Origin of the sequence: Spongisporangium articulatum, assembly GCF_044465595.1 — a bacterium.
GTDB lineage: Bacteria > Actinomycetota > Actinomycetes > Actinomycetales > Kineosporiaceae > Spongisporangium > Spongisporangium articulatum.
This window is the reverse complement of record NZ_JBITLV010000005.1, coordinates 313,676-328,652: the sequence shown is the minus strand read 5'-3', so window position 1 is coordinate 328,652 and position 14,977 is coordinate 313,676. Positions and strand designations below refer to the sequence as shown.

Here is a 14,977-nt window from a genome sequence, read left to right as displayed (position 1 = left end):
GTTCGTTAGGTATGCCTTAGTAAGGCTGGCCTAACTTAGGGCACGGTCGGTGGGGGCGTCGAGGGCGGGGGCGCGTAAATCGTGTGGGGCCGTCTTCCCGCTGGCCTACGCTGAGTGGGGTCGGGGCCACGCCTCGCCCCCGTAGCCCAACGGCAGAGGCAGGCGCCTTAAAAGCGCTCGAGTGCGGGTTCGAATCCCGCCGGGGGCACCAGAAAGGCCTGGCTCGCTCCGGGTCCACCAGGCGAGGGCTGCGGCTACTCCGTCGGCTTCGCCCGCCGGCGGCCCCGGGCGGCAGCCGATCGCGGCGGCGTCCGGCGCATGTGGTCGCGGGCGCGCCCCAGGATCTCGGCGAGGGTCTCGACGTCGGCGCGCGACAGGGGCGCGAACAGCAGGTCCTGCAGAACCGCGATGTGGCCCGGGAACACGGCCGCGAGCACTTCGCGGCCCGCGGCGGTGACCGTCACGGTGACGCTGCGCTCGTCGTCGGCCGACGGTGCGCGCGTGACCAGTCCTCGCTTCTCGAGGACCTGGGCCTGGTAGGTGAGCCCGCTGCGGCTGTAGACGACGCCGTCCGCGAGGTCGGTCATGCGGCGGCTCCCGTCCGGGGCGTCCCCGAGCGTGGCCAGGAGTTGGAACTGCACGTAGCTGAGGTCCCCGACCTCCTGCAGCTGCTGCTCCACCGCGTGCCGCAGCAGGCTGCTCGCCTCGATGAGCGCGAAGTACGCGCCCAGCTGCGTGGCGTCCAGCGGCGGCGGCGATGAGGTCACCGCACGATCCTATCGACTGTTTCGAATCCAAAGCACTTGCTTCTAATTCGAAGCAGCGTTACCGTCAACGCAGTTGCTTCGAATCCGAAGCGGTTGAGGAGAAGGTGAGCATCATGAAGGCAGTGCGGTTCCACGAGACGGGCGGTCCGGAGGTCCTGCGGTACGAGGAGGCGGACGACCCGGTTCCCGGGGCCGGCGAGGTGCGCATCCGGGTGGCCGGGTCCGCGTTCAACCCGGCCGACGGTGGCCTGCGCGGCGGTGTCCTGCCGATCCCGATCACCCTCCCGCACGTCCCGGGCTACGACGTCTCCGGCACCGTCGACGCGTTGGGCGACGGCGTCGAGGGGCTCACCATGGGTCAGGAGGTCATCGGCTTCATCCCGATGACCGGGGACGGCGGGGCGGCGCAGTTCGTGGTCGCCCCGGCGGAGGCCTTCGTCGCGGCGCCCACCTCGATCCCGCTCGAGGACGCCGCCGGGTTGCCCTCCGTGGGCCTCACCGCCTGGCAGGCCCTGTTCGAGGCCGGCCGGTTGCAGGCGGGTCAGCGGGTGCTGATCAACGGTGCGGGCGGGCCGGTCGGCGGCTACGCGGTACAGCTGGCCAAGCGCGCCGGGGCCCACGTCGTCGCCACGGTGAGCCCGCGCAGCGTCGAGGCCGTAACCGCCCACGGCGCCGACGAACTGGTCGACCACACGACGTCCGACGTGCTCGACGCGCTCACCGAACCGGTCGACGTCCTGCTGAACCTCGCGCCCATCACCCCGGAACGGTTCGTCGCCCTGGCTGCGCGGGTCCGGGACGGCGGGGTGGTCGTGTCCACCACACCGCGCGTCCCCACGCCGGGCGACGAGCAGCGGCAGGTGCGGGCGGAGACGGTCTTCGTCCACCCGGACGCCGAGGTGCTCACCGAGCTGGTGTCCCTCGTCGACGCCGGAGCTCTGCGCGTGGAGATCGCCGGGCGCGTCCCGCTGAGCGAGCTGCCGGAGCTGCACCGCCGGGCCGAGGCCGGACAGGCGTACGGCAAGATGGTGATCGTCCCGCCGGCGCTGTGATCCGGGCCGGGGCCACCTCGGGCCAGTCCCGAGTGGCCCCGGAAACGTGATTTTCCGCTCAGACCCGGACATCGGTGTCATAACGTCTCGCGCTGCTAGCGTCCGGCGCCATGCTTCCCGAGGCCGGACACCGATCCCATGGCTGACTACACCGACATGGCCGGGCACTACGACCTGATCATGGAGTCGGGCTACTACGACTACGAGGCCATCGTCGATGCGCTCGACCGGGTCGACTCGGTGGCGCCCGGCAGTTCGGTCCTGGAACTCGGGGCCGGCACCGGCCTCATCCTGCAGCGGCTCGCGGCCCGGCGTCCCGACCTGCGGTTGACCGGCGTCGACTTCACCCAGGCGATGCTCGACATCGCCGAGGTCCGGCTGGCCACGGTGCCGGGGCTGAGCCTGAGCCGGCAGAACGTCGTCACGATGGCCATGGACACGCTCTACGACACGGCCTTCTCCTACGGCGGCGTCTGGTACTTCGTGCGCGGCGACGGTGAACGGTGCTCCTCGATGATCAGCCACCTGCGCTCCGACGCCGACAACGAGTCAGGGCTGCAGCAGGTCGCCGCTCACCTGCCGCCGGGCGGCACGTTGCTGTTGGGCATCCAGTCCCCGCACCACGACTACACCGACCGGGTGTCCAACGGGATGCGCTACGAACAGCGGATCACCCCCATCGACAACGGTTTCCGCAAGGTCTACTCGCTGCACGACGACGACCTGCGGCTGATGGAGCAGACCACCGACTACCGCGTGTACGACGTCGACGAGGCCCTCGCGCTGCTCGACAAGCTCGGCTTCGACCACGTGCCCGGGGCGCCGTCCCGGCTGTTCGAGGAGTTCCGCAAGCGATGAGGATCGGGTTCGTCGGGACCGGGTCGATGGGCGCGCCCGTAGCCCGCAACCTGGTGCGCGCAGGGCACGACGTCCGGCTGTTCGACTCCCGGCCCGAGGCGATGGCCTCGGTGGCCGGGGCGCCGGGGTGCGCGGATGCCGTCCCGTGCGCCAGCGCGCGGGAGGCCTCCGCCGGGGCGGAGGTCGTGTTCCTGTCCCTGCCCAGCCACGTCGAGGTCGCCGAGGTGTGCCTGGGGGACGACGGGCTGCTCGCCTCGGCCGCGCCCGGCAGCTACCTGATCGACCTGACGACGGTCTCGGTGGCCCTGGTCCCGCGGCTGGTCGAGGCGGCGTCGGCGCGGGGCGTGCACTACCTGACCTCCCCGGTGTCGCAGGGGGTCGACAACGCGGAGATCGGCAAGCTGTCCCTGTTCGTCGGGGGCGACGCGGCCGACGTCGAGGCGTGCATGCCGCTGTACAAGACGATCGGTGAGGTGGTCATCCACACCGGGGACCACGTCTCCGCGATGGCGGCCAAGCTGCTGACCAACCTGCTCTGGTTCGTCAACGCGGCCGCGATCGGCGAGGCGCTGCTGCTGGGCGCCCGGGCCGGCATCGACCTGCCCGTGCTGCAGCAGGTCGTGCTGAACAGCTGCGGCACGAGCTGGGTCGCCGAGCACGACATCCCCTCGATCTACGACGGCAGCTTCGACGAGACCTTCACCACCCGGCTGTGTACCAAGGACCTGGGGCTGATCGCGGAACTGGCCTCCGGCCTGGGGGTTCCGCTGGAGGTGGGTGGAGTGGCGCGAGCCAGCTTCCAGCGCGCCGAGGAACGGTACGGGCCCGACTCCCCGGAGCTGTCCGTCGTCCGGTACCTGCAGGAACAGACCGGGACCGGTCTGCAGCTGTAGGGCCGGTGTCTGCCAGGGTGGAGCCCGTGAGTTCCACGGCGACGGGCGATTCCAGCGGCAAGGGCGACCTGGCCCGCGACGTCGGCGGTCTGGTGCGCGCTCGGCGCCTCGAGGCCGGCCTGTCGGTGGCCGAACTGGCCCGCCGGACCGGCGTTTCCGGCCCGTTCATCAGCCAGCTCGAGGCCGGGCGGTCGTCGTTGAGCATCCCGACGCTGTACCGCATCGCGGACGCCTTGGACGTCTCGCCGAACGCCCTGCTGCCCGGCGCCGGGGCCGACCGGCCCGACCAGCTGGTCACCCGGGCGGGGCACGGGACGGTCCTGGCCGCCACGGAGTCGCCGTCGCCGCAGCAGCCGCGGTTGATCACGCGGACCGGACCGGGCGTGGCGCTCGAGGGTTACGTGTACTTGATCCACCCCACCGACGACGAACAGCAGTGGTGGCGGCACCCCGGCGAGGACCTCGTGCACGTGACGCGCGGCCGCATCGTGATCGAGTTCGAGGACGGCCGAGAGGTCGAGCTCGGGCCAGGCGACAGTCTGCACCACGACGGCGACGTCGCCCACCGCTGGCGGCTCGTCGGCGACGACGACGCGGAGGCGGTCACCGTCGTCACCCGGCCCGCTCGGGAGCCGCAGACCTAGGCGAGTCAGGTGATCTCAACCGGGCACGGCCGTACGGATCCGCTCGGCCTCGCGCGTGGCCGTCGTGTTCAGCACCCCGCCGCGCGAGCCGTTCAGCTTGGCCTCGATGTGCTCGTCCACCCGGATCGGCTCGTACGCGACCCCGTCGGCCGAGGGCAACGTGCGGATCAGCGCGTCGCTGTTGCCGTCGTGGAAGAGGGCTGCGGAGCGGCGCCTCTCGATCCGCCCGTCGACCACGGGCGGCTTGACCCGGTGCAGCGTCGACAGCCAGCGGTCACCCGTCCATCGCGCCATCAGGTCGCCGAGATTGACCAGCAGGGCGCCCGGTTCGGGCATCACGTCGTGCCAGGCCCCGTCGTGACCCAGCACCTGGAGGCCGGCCACGCGGTCGGCCCACAGCACGGTGACGATGCCGAAGTCGGTGTGCTCGCCCATCCCGGTCAGGTCGGCGTCGAGCTCGATCTCGCCCGGCGGCAGGGCGTAGTTGTTCATCCGCAGCACATCGATCGAGTGGTCGGTGAACGACTCGAAGAAGTCCCCGGGCAGGCCGAGCGCGTCGGCGAAACCCGTCGTCAGGGCGCGGGCCACGCGCCGGGCTTCGTGGAAGTAGCGCTGCACCTGCTCCTCGAACCCCGGGACGTCCGGCCACAGGTTTTGCGCGTAGTGGTCGGCGGGCAGGGCCAACTCGGGATGGTCGTCGGTGGTGACCCCGATGTTGAACGCCTCGAAGAAGTCGTTCATCCGGTCGGCGGGCGCCACCCCGGCGCTGAGACTGAGCGCCTCGCTCTTCGGCGGCGTGTAGCCGCGATTGACGCCGCTGGTTCGGGCGGCCTTCTTGGTCTCGAGATCCTGACCGAAGAACGAGTCCATGGCGGCGGCGAGGCCGGCGCTCACGTCGTCCGGCACGCCGTGCCCCACGATCTGGATGAAGCCCACCTCGCGGCAGGCCGCGTCGAGCGCGGCGGCCGTGGCCGGGCGCCCGAACGGGTCGGCGAGGCCGGTGTAGCTGCTGATGTCGACGGTCGGAACGTGGAAGCTCATGGCGCCACTGTAAGTGTCACTTACGGTCGGTGGGTTCCAGGCATGTTAAGACGGCCCCCGGGTGACCCTTCCGGTCCCGATATCGATGTTCTACCATGTAGCACATGACTGAAGTGGGGATTCGGGCGCTCAAGCAGAACGCCTCGGCCGTGGTCGCGCAGGTCGCCCGGGGTGAGCGCGTGACCATCACCGACCGGGGACGCCCCGTGGCTCGTCTGGTGCCGATCGCCGAATCCCCGCTCGAGCGCTGGATTGAGAGCGGGCTCGCCCGCCCGCCTCGCCGCTCGCTGGCCGATCTCCCGCTGCCGGAGCCGATGTCCGAGCCCGGGCCGACGCTGAGCGAAGTGCTGGCGGCGATGCGGGACGACGAGCGGTACTGACCGGGTACCGGAGGTGGCCTTCTACGCGGACACGTCCGCGCTGGTGAAACTCGTCCTCGACGAGGCGGGGACCGTCGCTCTGCATGGCTGGGTGTCGGCCGCCAATCATGCCGTGGTCTCGTGCGACCTGACTCGGACCGAGTTGGTCCGGGCCGTTCGCCAGACCTTTCCTGACCGCGCGATCCATGCTCGAGCGGTTCTGGACGCGATCGTCCTGCTCCGGGTAACGGCGGCCGTCTTCGACGAGGCGGCCCGGCTAGAACCGGTCGGCTTGCGAAGCCTCGACGCCCTTCACCTGGCCGCGGCTCTCTCGTTGGGTGACGACCTGGAGGGGCTGCTCACCTACGACGAACGACTTGCCGAGGCTGCCACGCGCCACGGCGTGACGGTCGTGGCGCCGCGCTGAACTCAGGCTCGCCCGCCGCCTATCGTTCATGAGTGCGCGCGCAACCGTTCGACGCCCCGCTCACCGGGGCGCCACGCCGGGTGCTGGTAGCGGGCGCGTCCGGGGCGGGCAAGACCACGCTGGCCGTGGCGGTCGCGGCCGCCCTCGACATCCCGCATGTCGAGATCGATGCGCTGTACCACGGGCCGGGCTGGACGCCGCGCGCCTCGTTCGCGGCGGACGTCGCCGGGTTCTCGGCTCGGCCCGAGTGGGTGACGGAGTGGCAGTACTCGACCGTGCGCCCGTTGCTGGCGGAGCGGGCCGACCTGCTGGTGTGGCTCGACCTGCCCCGCCGGGTCGTGATGCGACAGGTCGTCCGCCGGACCGTGCGCCGGCGCCTGCGTCGCGAGGTGCTGTGGAACGGCAACCGCGAGGGGCCGCTGTGGATGTTCGTCACCGACGACGACCACATCGTGCGCTGGGCGTGGCGTACGCACGCCAGGACCGCCGGGCGGGTCGAGGCGGTGAGTCGCGAGCGGCCCGAGCTGCCCGTCGTCCGGCTGCGGTCCCGGCGGGAGGTGCGGGCCTGGGTCCAGGGCCCGCTCAGCGCCGCCGCTCTTGCGCGGCGTACGACGTGACGAGGCGCTCGAGATTGACGCAGTACTGCGGGTTTCCCCGCGCCCGGTGGTGCACCACGACCGGTTCGATCTTCGCCCAGACCAGCGGCGGCGACCACGAGAAGATCGAGTAGGCGACGTCGAAGTCGACCAGCCGCCGGTTCACGAGCGCGGCCAGGAACTCCAGCTTGTCGACCATCTGCCAGAGCCGGTGGTCGTCCTCGGGGGCCAGCGCGTGCCGGGAGTCGATCAGCTCCGCCGGGCCGCCGAGCTCGCCGGACAAGAGCCGGCCCCGAACGTCGCGCACCGGCAGCGAGTGGTAGTAGTCGTGGAACTCCATGAGCGCCGCCACGTTTCGCGCCCGGCGCAGCTCGCCCAGCTGGAAGTGCCCGTACACGGCGGCCGCCACCACGATCAGGGTCGCGACGACGGAGCTCAGTGAGCTGACGATGTACCAGGGGTAGGGCATCCCGGTTCCCGTCAGAGGCCGGCGCAGCGCAGGACGGCGGCCACCGAGGCGTCGACGTCGGCCTCGTCCGTCGACCAGTTGCTGACCGAGACCCGCATCGCCGGGCGGCCCTGCCACGACGTCCCACCCATCCAGCACGTCCCGTCGGACTGCACGGAAGCGATGGTGGCGGAGGTGTTCTCGTCCGACCCGAAGCGCACCAGCACCTGGTTCAGTACGACGTCGTTCAGCACCTGCGCACCGCCGGCCCGCAATCCGTCGGCGAACCGCCGGGCCAGGGCGCAGCATCGGTCGACCAGCTCGCCCACCCCGTCGGCGCCCAGCGACCGGATCGCCGCGTGCACCGCGAAACCCCGGCAGCGGCGCGACGACTCGGGCACGAAGTCCATCGAGTCACGGAACCCCTCGGCCTGCGGGAGGTAACCGGCGCGCATGCCCATCGTCGCCGCGTGGTCCTCCGGGTGGGCGCAGAACACCAGGCCCGAGTCGTAGGGCACGTTGAGCCACTTGTGCGCGTCGGTGGCCCACGAGTCGGCCCGCTCCACGCCCGCCACCGAGTGCCGCAGTGTCGGGCTGGCCGCGGCCCAGAGCCCGAACGCACCGTCCACGTGCACCCAGGCGCCGAATCGGTGCGCCACGTCGCAGATCTCGCCGACCGGGTCGAGCGCACCGGTGTTCACGTTGCCGAGCTGCGCGGCCACGATCACGGGCACGGAGCTGCCGGCCAGGCTGAGCTCCAGTGCGTCGGGCCGCAGTCGCCCCTCGTCGTCCATGGCCACCGGGACGATCGCCTTCGAGCCCAGCCCGAGCAGTCGCAGCGCCCGGTCGACCGTGCTGTGCCGCCCCTCGCCGACCACGACCCGCACCGGCGGGGCGCCGAAGAGACCGTCGGCGTCGACGTCCCAGCCCGCGTCCAGCAGCACCCGGCGCAATCCGATGGCCAGCCCCGTCACGTTGGCCATCTGCGCGCCCGTCACGAAGCCGACGCTCGAATGCCCCGGCAGCCCGAGCAGTTCGGTCAGCCAGCGCCCGGCGACCTCCTCGGCGACGCCGGCCAGCGGGCTCATCACGTGCAGCGTCGAGTTCTGGTCCCACGTCGCGGTCAGCCAGTCGGCGGCCATCGCGGCGGGCATCGCGCCGCCGGTCACGAACCCGAAGTACCGGCCGCCGCCGCTGGGCACGGCGGCCGCATCGCCCAGCGCGGCCAGTTCGGCCACCACCTGGCGCGGGTCGGTGCCCGAGCGGGGGAGCGGCCCACCGAGCCGTTCGCGCAGCTCGTCGGTGGGGACGGCGGGCCGCACCGGGCGCTCGGGCAGGGCGGCCAGGTAGGTGAGCGCGCCCGTGTACGCCTCGCTCAGCGGGCCGTCCCAGTCCGGTGTGCGCATGAGGCTCCTCCCTCGTAATGAACCTGAGAAGGTCATGGTCGCAGGCAGGCCGGTGCCACCTGGCTCGGAGCGTCGGTCGTGGTCGACGCTCTCGAGGGTGGTCGACTGCGCCGAGAGCTCGGCGTGCACAGTCTCCTGCGCCCTGCCCCGACCTCTGAGCTCGGTACGCGCTCAGCGACGCCGACGGCCGAGTCGGTCACGCCAGGCCTGCGGGCCGGTGGCCTGCACCCGTTCCCCCGCCAGGGCGATCGACCGCCGGATGCGCTGCTCCAGGTCGAGCTCGCGGTGGAAGGCGTAGGCACCGTGGAAGACGTCTCCGGCGCCGAGGGTGTCGCGCACGGCGACGGCCGGGACGACGACCGCCCCCGCACGCTCGCCCTGCCACCAGCGCACGGGGTCACCTCCGGCGGTGACCACGACGGTCGGCGCCAGGCCCGGCCCGGCCGGGCTCCCGTCGTCCAGGCGGAAGGCGGGCGAGCACACGACGTCCGTGGCGAGCGGGAACACCTGCGCGAAGACGGGTTTCCAGCGACCCGCGTCGACGACCACGTCCACTCCGGCCGGGCGGGCGGCCTCGCAGGCGGCCCGGGCGAGGGTCGGGTGGTGCCCGTCGACCAGGACGACGTCGGCTCCGGCCACGAGGGGGCCGAGCCCGGAGGGGGGTTCGAACCCGGTCGCGATCGCGTCGACCGAGGCCACCGAGCGTTCCCCCGTGCCGTCGAGCACGGTGACCGCGGCGACCGGAGGTCCGCGGTCGTCGTCCGGAGCCACGTCCAGCACCTCGACCCCGGCGGCGCGCAGGTCCTCGGCCACGACGCGCGCGACCGGGCCGCGCCCGAGCGCGGTGACGAGGGTCGCCGTCCCGCCCAGGGCCGCGTAGGTGACGGCCGCGTTGGCCGCCGGGCCGCCGGCGGTGACCGACTGGGCCAGCGCGGTCACCTTCTCGTCGGCCGCGGGCCGCCGGGCGACGCGGTGGACGACGTCGAGTGTGGCCAACCCGACGAAGACCCCGGCGCGCACGCGCTCAGCGCACGAGCAGCAGCGGCATGAGGTCGCGGACCTGGCCCGCGAGGCGTTCGGGCGCGTCGTCGTCCCCGCTGCCGAAGGCGAGCAGAGCCTGCTGGAACACGCCGTCCAGCAGCCCGTAGGCCGCATTCGATGTGGGCAGCACCTGCGTGCCGGACAGTTCGGCGTAGGTCGAGACCACCCGCCAGATCATGTCTTCCAACGTGCGGTCGATCTGGGTGACCGCCTCGCGCAGCGACGCCTCGAACATGCTCTGGGCCCGCAGGTCGTACCAGAGTCGGTGCATCGGGGCTTCCTCGCGCAGCGTCTCGACGAGCTTGTCGCCGAAGGCCTCGACCAGCTCCTCGGGGGTGCGGGAGTCGGCGACCACCGCGTCGTAACGGTGCACGCAGCGCGACTTGTAGTGCCGCACGCAGAAGATGATCAGCTCGAGTTTGTCGTGGAAGTAGTAGTGCACGACGCCGTGCGAGAAGGGCGAGTTGGCGGCGATCTCGCGCAGGCTCGAGCGCGCGTACCCGAGATCGCCGAGCGTCTTCAGCGCTGATTCGGCCAGCTGGACCCGGCGGTCGTCGTGCCGGTCCGCCGGAGCCTGGCGGGCGTACGGACGACGGACCTCGGGGCTCGCCTCGGTGCTCGCGCTGGCGGACATGGGGTTTCTCCTGCGGCGACGCGCTCGGACCGTTCCGGGCGACCTGGGGTCGATCATACGGCCGGCGGCTCGACCGGCCATTTCTCTTGACGAGTGTCAAGAAAAGTCTTGACACTCGTCAAGACGCGATGTGTGATGGGCGCCACACCGTGAGCGGGGTCTGAGGCAAAGGAGCCGACGGATGACGACGTTCGATCTGAGCGGGCGCAAGGCGCTCGTGACTGGGGCGGGGCAGGGACTGGGCGAGGGGATGGCACAGGCGCTGGCCGCCGCGGGCGCCACCGTGGTGGTCGCCGACATCCAGGCCGACACGGGCCGCAAGGTGGCCGAGAGCCTGGGCGAGGGGCACGGGTTCGTGCACCTCGACGTCACCGACGACGCGAACTGGGAATCGGCCGTCGCCGAGGCCGTGGGCCTGCTGGGCGGGCTCGACATCCTCGTCAACAACGCCGGCGTCGAGATCACCAGCCTGATCACGGAACTCGACGCCGACGACGTGAAGACGATGCTGAACGTGAACCTGCTCGGCACCGCGCTGGGCCTCAAGCACGCCCTGCGGACCATGCGCCCCGGCGGCGCGGCCGGTCACGGCGGGGCCGTCATCAACGTGGCGAGCGTGGCCGCGACCATCGCCTTCCCCGGCATCGCCGTCTACTCGGCGACCAAGTCGGGCGTCGACCGGCTCACCCGGGTCGCCGCGATGGAGTCGGGCAAGCTCGGGTACGGCGTCCGGGTCAACTGCATCTACCCGGGCCTGGTGCCCACCGCGATGGGTGCGGGCCTGGCCAACGACGTGGCCGAGCTGGGGCTGTTCGGCTCGCCCGAGGAGGCCGTGGGTGCCGTCATCGAGCTGACCCCGTCCGGGCGGCTCGGCGAGGTGTCGGACATGGCCGACGCGGTGGTCTTCCTGGCCTCCGACGCGGCCCGCTTCATCACCGGCGCGGGCCTGCCCGTCGACGGCGGAATGGGGATGTGAGCGCGATGACCGACAAGCCCGTCGTCGTCTACGGCGCCTCCGGCTACACCGGCCGCCTCGTCTGCGAGTACCTGCGCCAGTACGGCGTCCCGTTCGTGGCCGCCGGTCGCGACAAGTCCAAGCTCGACGACTCGATGGCCGCCAACGTCCCCGGCATCGAGACCGCCGAGTACGAGGTGCAGGAGGTCGAGCACACCGTCGAGGCGCTGACGTCGCTGTTCCAGGGCGCGAAGGTCGTGCTCAACACCGTCGGGCCGTTCAGCCTGCTCGGCCCCGAGGTGGTACAGGCCTGCCTGGCGGTGGGCGCGCACTACACCGACACCACCGGCGAGCAGGACTGGCTGATCACCTGCGACGAGCAGTACGGCGCCGACTTCGCCGCCGCCGGCCTGTTGCTCGCGCCCGGCATCGCGCAGATGTACACCACCGGGGAGATCGCGGCGCAGCTGTGCCTCGAGACGCCCGGCCTGGACACCCTCGACATCGCGGTGTTCTGGGGCGGCAGCCCGACCATCGCCTCGACCCGCACGATCCTGGTCAACGCGGCCGGCTCGGCGGCGCACTACCTGGAGCAGAACCAGTACGTGGCCTTCGATCCCACGCAGGGGCTGCTGCCGTTGGTCGTCCCCGGGCAGCACGAGCTGGCGCTGTCGCTCCCCTGGGGCGGGACGTCGCACCCGGTCTGGTTCAAGCGCGACCCGCGGGTGGCCAACTGCAAGGCGCAGGGCGGGGTGTTCAACGCGGCCCTCATGCACGGCGTCCCGCAGATCGTGGCGGCCGCGCTGGAGGCGACCAAGGACATGTCGCCCGAGGATCGCGATGCGGCCCTGACGGCGACCGCCCGCCAGGTGATGGACCAGATGCCACCGCGCGAGAACCCGCGCGTGAACAAGTCTCTCGACTCGGTGCACGCCTCCGGCCCGCTGGGGCGCGCGCACTGCGTGATCCACGGCAACAGCAACTACCAGCAGACCGGTCTGTTGCAGGCCTACGCGGCGTACGCGCTGCTGCAGCAACCGCCGCTGCGGGTCGGGTTCGCCTCCGGGTGCCAGGCGTTCGGGCATCGCGAACTGCTCGGCGTGCTGCGCAGTTTCGGGCTCGTCTCCGAGCCGGTCCTCACCGTGGCGCGGTGAGACCGTGCGGCTCGTCGACTACCTGGACAAGGGGCTCTCGCTCGCCCCGGACGCCCCCTGCCTGACCACCGACGGCCGGACGAGCACGTACGCCGAGGTCCGCTCCCTCGCCGGGCGGATCGCGGCGGCGCTCGTCCGGCAGGGGGTGCGACCCGGTGACAAGGTGGCCATCCTCTCGGCCAACGACCCGGTCGCGTTCACGGCGGTGTTCGGGATCAGCCTGGCCGGGGCCGTCTGGTGCCCGATCAACCCGCGCAGCGAGGCGTCGGAGAACCGTGAGCTGCTCGACCTGTTCGAGTGCCGAGCGCTGATCTTCCAGTCGACGTTCGGCTCGTTGGTCGCGAAGATCCGCGACGACCTGCCCGGGCTGACCACCCTGGTCTGCCTGGACGGGACCTTCGAGGACACCCTCGACTGGGCCGAGTTCCTCGGCCCGGAGGGCCTTCCCGGCGTCGAGGTGCGACCGGTGGACGACGTCGCGATGATCGTCGGCACCGGCGGGACGACGGGGCGCCCCAAGGGCGTGATGCTCACCGGTACCAACCTCGAGACCATGTCGGCGGCCACGCTCATCGGGTACCCGTTCGCCGGTCGGCCCGTGTACCTGGCGCTGGCGCCGCTCACCCACGCCGCCGGGGTGTTGTGCTTCCCGGTGCTGGCCCTCGGGGGCGAGATCGTCGTGATGCGCCGGCCGGATGTCGGCACGTTCCTGTCGCTGATCGAGTCGGCCCGGGTGACGCACACGTTCCTGCCGCCCACCCTCATCTACATGGTGCTCGGGCACGAGAAGCTGGATTCGACGGATCTCTCGTCGTTGCAGTGCTTCTGGTACGGCGCGGCGCCGATGTCGACGGCCCGGCTGGAGGAGGCTCTCGAGCGCATCGGGCCGGTGATGGCCCAGCTGTTCGGGCAGACCGAGGCGCCGATGATGGTCTCGACGCTGGCCCCGGCCGAGCACTTCCTCGCCGACGGTCGCGTGGCCCGGTCCCGGCTGGCGTCGGCCGGGCGGCCCTCGCCGCTCGTGACCGTGGCCATCATGGCGCCCGACGGCACCGTGCTGCCGCGCGGCGAGCGGGGCGAGATCGTCGTCCGGTCGTCGCTGGTGATGGCCGGCTACTACCGCAATCCCGAGGCCACCGCCGAGGCGTCGCGGTTCGGCTGGCACCACACCGGCGATGTCGGCTACCTCGATTCGGAGGGGTATCTCTTCATCGTCGACCGGATCAAGGACATGGTGATCACCGGCGGCTTCAACGTGTACTCCACGGAGGTCGAGCAGGCGGTGATGGCCCACCCGGCGGTGCAGGACTGCGCGGTGATCGGGTTGCCCGACGAGAAGTGGGGCGAGCGGGTGGTTGCGGTCCTGCAGTTACGGCCCGGGGCGAGCGCCGACGTCGACGAGGTGCAGGCGTTCGTCAAGGAGCGGCTGGGGAGCGTGAAAACCCCCAAGCAGGTGGAGTTCTGGGAGGACCTACCGCGGTCGAAGGTGGGCAAGGTGCTGAAGACCGAGATCAAGCAGACGCTGGAAGAAGGCCCCAAGCCACGAGTGGAACGTTCTGCCCCGTAAGACCGGGTGACCGGCGCCCTTACGGGGCAGAACGTTCCGCTCGACGCCTCAGCACGACCGAGACTCCGCTCAGGGGGCTCACATAACGGACAAATCGTTGCTACGGTCGTGCGACCGACGCCGGCACGCGGCGCCGTCCGGCCCAGGCCGGGACGCCGAGGGGGCGCCATGCGGGTAGTGCGAGCCGGTCTGATGGTGGCGGGGCTGGCGGCGACGGTGCTGACCGTCCCGGCGTCCACGAGTGCGCTCGCGGTGGCCCCGGAGGCGAAGCCGACGCCGGTCGCCTGCGGGGGCGCCGTTCAGGACCGGGTGATGCGCGGCGTGAAGTCCGGGGCCGACCCGAACGACCGCAGCCTCGCGGAGGTCCGGGCCGCCGAGAAGCGGATGACGGCGAAGCTGAGGTCGAAGGGCCTGGACTGGCAGTCGACCATCGCCAAGGGCCTGGTCACCGTGAACATCCGGTATCACGTCATCACGAAGGCCGACGGCACCGGCGGCGTCACGCGCAAGCAGCTCGACGACCAGACCGCGGTGATGAACGCGGCCTACGGCGGTCGCAGCGCCAAGGGAGACTTCCCCACGGTCTTCCGGTTCAAGACCAAGAGCGTCGACTACACGAAGAACGACGACTGGTACGACTGGTCGGATCCCGACTCCGACCCGGCCGACGACAACGAGGCGAAAGCGGCTCTGCACAAGGGCGGTTGGGGCGACCTGAACGTCTACATCGCCGGCCTCGGCGACGGGTTGCTCGGCTACGCGTACTTCCCCGACGAGGCCACGCTCACCCAGGACGGCGTCGTCATCCTGAACGACAGCCTGCCGGGGGGCAGCGCCGAGCCGTACAACGAGGGCGACACCCTGACGCACGAGGCGGGGCACTGGCTGGGGCTGTACCACACGTTCGAGAACGGCTGCACGAGCCCGGGGGACATGGTGGCCGACACCCCGTACCAGGCGGACGGCGACAACATCTTCTTCTGCGAGGAGTCCGACGACACCTGCTCGCAGCCCGGCAAGGACCCGGTGCACAACTTCATGAGTTACGGCGACGACCCGTGCCTCGACCGGTTCACGCTCGGGCAGGGCATCCGGATGGCACTCGTCTGGCTCGCCTACCGCGCGTGAGGCACGG

At 71.4% G+C, this 14,977-nt stretch carries 17 protein-coding genes and 1 tRNA gene; 12 read left to right on the top strand and 6 right to left on the bottom strand.

Going from position 1 to position 14,977, the window contains the following annotated elements; all coding sequences use genetic code 11:
* Positions 1–135 precede the first annotated feature (135 nt).
* Positions 136–211, top strand: a tRNA-Leu gene (locus ACIB24_RS16615).
* 43 nt (positions 212–254) lie between these two features.
* Here ACIB24_RS16615 and ACIB24_RS16610 read toward each other — a convergent pair.
* The gene (locus ACIB24_RS16610; protein ID WP_398282648.1) at positions 255–767 is read right to left on the bottom strand and encodes a MarR family winged helix-turn-helix transcriptional regulator; all 513 of its coding nucleotides are present in this window, start codon (positions 765–767) and stop codon (positions 255–257) included.
* 113 nt (positions 768–880) lie between these two features.
* On the opposite strand from ACIB24_RS16610, the gene ACIB24_RS16605 reads away from it, so the two are divergent.
* From ACIB24_RS16605 to ACIB24_RS16590, 4 genes are all read left to right on the top strand, one after another.
* Positions 881–1,819, top strand: coding sequence for an NADP-dependent oxidoreductase (locus tag ACIB24_RS16605; RefSeq protein WP_398282646.1), 939 nt, complete (start codon positions 881–883; stop codon positions 1,817–1,819).
* 138 nt (positions 1,820–1,957) lie between these two features.
* Entirely contained in the window at positions 1,958–2,677 is a 720-nt protein-coding gene (locus ACIB24_RS16600; RefSeq protein WP_398282644.1) for a class I SAM-dependent methyltransferase, read from the top strand.
* Positions 2,674–3,570 (top strand): NAD(P)-dependent oxidoreductase, encoded by an 897-nt coding sequence (locus ACIB24_RS16595; protein ID WP_398282642.1) that lies wholly within the window; start codon positions 2,674–2,676, stop codon positions 3,568–3,570. The genes ACIB24_RS16600 and ACIB24_RS16595 overlap by 4 nt, the downstream gene beginning before the upstream one ends.
* Positions 3,571–3,596: 26 nt before the next feature.
* Positions 3,597–4,214: a helix-turn-helix domain-containing protein gene (locus ACIB24_RS16590; protein WP_398282640.1), complete on the top strand. Its 618-nt coding sequence runs from the start codon at positions 3,597–3,599 to the stop codon at positions 4,212–4,214.
* Positions 4,215–4,229: 15 nt separating this feature from the next.
* Here the strand turns inward: ACIB24_RS16590 and ACIB24_RS16585 are convergent, their stop codons facing one another.
* Positions 4,230–5,255, bottom strand: coding sequence for an isopenicillin N synthase family dioxygenase (locus ACIB24_RS16585; protein ID WP_398282638.1), 1,026 nt, complete (start codon positions 5,253–5,255; stop codon positions 4,230–4,232).
* 104 nt (positions 5,256–5,359) lie between these two features.
* On the opposite strand from ACIB24_RS16585, the gene ACIB24_RS16580 reads away from it, so the two are divergent.
* From ACIB24_RS16580 to ACIB24_RS16570, 3 genes are read left to right on the top strand one after another with little or no spacing between them, the layout of a single operon-like run.
* Entirely contained in the window at positions 5,360–5,635 is a 276-nt protein-coding gene (locus ACIB24_RS16580; protein WP_398282636.1) for a type II toxin-antitoxin system Phd/YefM family antitoxin, read from the top strand.
* A gap of 13 nt (positions 5,636–5,648) precedes the next feature.
* On the top strand, positions 5,649–6,041 hold the full coding sequence (locus ACIB24_RS16575; RefSeq protein WP_398282634.1) for a type II toxin-antitoxin system VapC family toxin: 393 nt from the start codon (positions 5,649–5,651) through the stop codon (positions 6,039–6,041).
* Positions 6,042–6,073: 32 nt separating this feature from the next.
* Positions 6,074–6,658 (top strand): AAA family ATPase, encoded by a 585-nt coding sequence (locus tag ACIB24_RS16570; RefSeq protein ID WP_398282632.1) that lies wholly within the window; start codon positions 6,074–6,076, stop codon positions 6,656–6,658.
* Here ACIB24_RS16570 and ACIB24_RS16565 read toward each other — a convergent pair.
* From ACIB24_RS16565 to ACIB24_RS16550, 4 genes are all read right to left on the bottom strand, one after another.
* On the bottom strand, positions 6,624–7,106 hold the full coding sequence (locus ACIB24_RS16565) for a DUF4760 domain-containing protein (RefSeq protein ID WP_398282630.1): 483 nt from the start codon (positions 7,104–7,106) through the stop codon (positions 6,624–6,626). The genes ACIB24_RS16570 and ACIB24_RS16565 overlap by 35 nt on opposite strands.
* A gap of 11 nt (positions 7,107–7,117) precedes the next feature.
* Positions 7,118–8,491: a pyridoxal phosphate-dependent decarboxylase family protein gene (locus tag ACIB24_RS16560; RefSeq protein WP_398282628.1), complete on the bottom strand. Its 1,374-nt coding sequence runs from the start codon at positions 8,489–8,491 to the stop codon at positions 7,118–7,120.
* Between the two features lie 171 nt (positions 8,492–8,662).
* Positions 8,663–9,511 carry a PfkB family carbohydrate kinase gene (locus tag ACIB24_RS16555; RefSeq protein WP_398282626.1) on the bottom strand — a complete coding sequence of 283 codons (849 nt, stop codon included), beginning with the start codon at positions 9,509–9,511 and terminating at the stop codon, positions 8,663–8,665.
* Positions 9,512–9,515: 4 nt separating this feature from the next.
* The gene (locus ACIB24_RS16550) at positions 9,516–10,166 is read right to left on the bottom strand and encodes a TetR/AcrR family transcriptional regulator (RefSeq protein ID WP_398282624.1); all 651 of its coding nucleotides are present in this window, start codon (positions 10,164–10,166) and stop codon (positions 9,516–9,518) included.
* A 181-nt stretch (positions 10,167–10,347) separates the two neighbouring features.
* Between ACIB24_RS16550 and ACIB24_RS16545 the strand changes: the two genes are divergently transcribed.
* The 4 genes from ACIB24_RS16545 (at position 10,348) to ACIB24_RS16530 (ending at position 14,970) form a co-directional block, all read left to right on the top strand.
* Positions 10,348–11,142, top strand: coding sequence for an SDR family NAD(P)-dependent oxidoreductase (locus ACIB24_RS16545; protein ID WP_398282622.1), 795 nt, complete (start codon positions 10,348–10,350; stop codon positions 11,140–11,142).
* A 5-nt stretch (positions 11,143–11,147) separates the two neighbouring features.
* The gene (locus ACIB24_RS16540; RefSeq protein ID WP_398282620.1) at positions 11,148–12,275 is read left to right on the top strand and encodes a DUF5938 domain-containing protein; all 1,128 of its coding nucleotides are present in this window, start codon (positions 11,148–11,150) and stop codon (positions 12,273–12,275) included.
* A gap of 4 nt (positions 12,276–12,279) precedes the next feature.
* Complete coding sequence (locus tag ACIB24_RS16535; RefSeq protein WP_398282618.1) at positions 12,280–13,842, top strand: long-chain fatty acid--CoA ligase; 1,563 nt, start codon at positions 12,280–12,282, stop codon at positions 13,840–13,842.
* Positions 13,843–14,010: 168 nt separating this feature from the next.
* The gene (locus ACIB24_RS16530) at positions 14,011–14,970 is read left to right on the top strand and encodes a zinc metalloprotease (protein ID WP_398282616.1); all 960 of its coding nucleotides are present in this window, start codon (positions 14,011–14,013) and stop codon (positions 14,968–14,970) included.
* Positions 14,971–14,977 lie beyond the last annotated feature (7 nt).

Bases quoted from the DNA above. Each gene is read 5' to 3' on its own strand.
- ACIB24_RS16595 (WP_398282642.1), top strand. From the start codon at position 2,674: ATGAGGATCGGGTTCGTCGGGACCGGGTCGATGGGCGCGCCCGTAGCC.
- ACIB24_RS16560 (WP_398282628.1), bottom strand. From the start codon at position 8,491: ATGCGCACACCGGACTGGGACGGCCCGCTGAGCGAGGCGTACACGGGC.
- ACIB24_RS16580 (WP_398282636.1), top strand. From the start codon at position 5,360: ATGACTGAAGTGGGGATTCGGGCGCTCAAGCAGAACGCCTCGGCCGTG.
- ACIB24_RS16545 (WP_398282622.1), top strand. From the start codon at position 10,348: ATGACGACGTTCGATCTGAGCGGGCGCAAGGCGCTCGTGACTGGGGCG.
- ACIB24_RS16565 (WP_398282630.1), bottom strand. From the start codon at position 7,106: ATGCCCTACCCCTGGTACATCGTCAGCTCACTGAGCTCCGTCGTCGCG.
- ACIB24_RS16585 (WP_398282638.1), bottom strand. From the start codon at position 5,255: ATGAGCTTCCACGTTCCGACCGTCGACATCAGCAGCTACACCGGCCTC.
- ACIB24_RS16550 (WP_398282624.1), bottom strand. From the start codon at position 10,166: ATGTCCGCCAGCGCGAGCACCGAGGCGAGCCCCGAGGTCCGTCGTCCG.
- ACIB24_RS16540 (WP_398282620.1), top strand. From the start codon at position 11,148: ATGACCGACAAGCCCGTCGTCGTCTACGGCGCCTCCGGCTACACCGGC.
- ACIB24_RS16600 (WP_398282644.1), top strand. From the start codon at position 1,958: ATGGCTGACTACACCGACATGGCCGGGCACTACGACCTGATCATGGAG.
- ACIB24_RS16530 (WP_398282616.1), top strand. From the start codon at position 14,011: ATGCGGGTAGTGCGAGCCGGTCTGATGGTGGCGGGGCTGGCGGCGACG.
- ACIB24_RS16605 (WP_398282646.1), top strand. From the start codon at position 881: ATGAAGGCAGTGCGGTTCCACGAGACGGGCGGTCCGGAGGTCCTGCGG.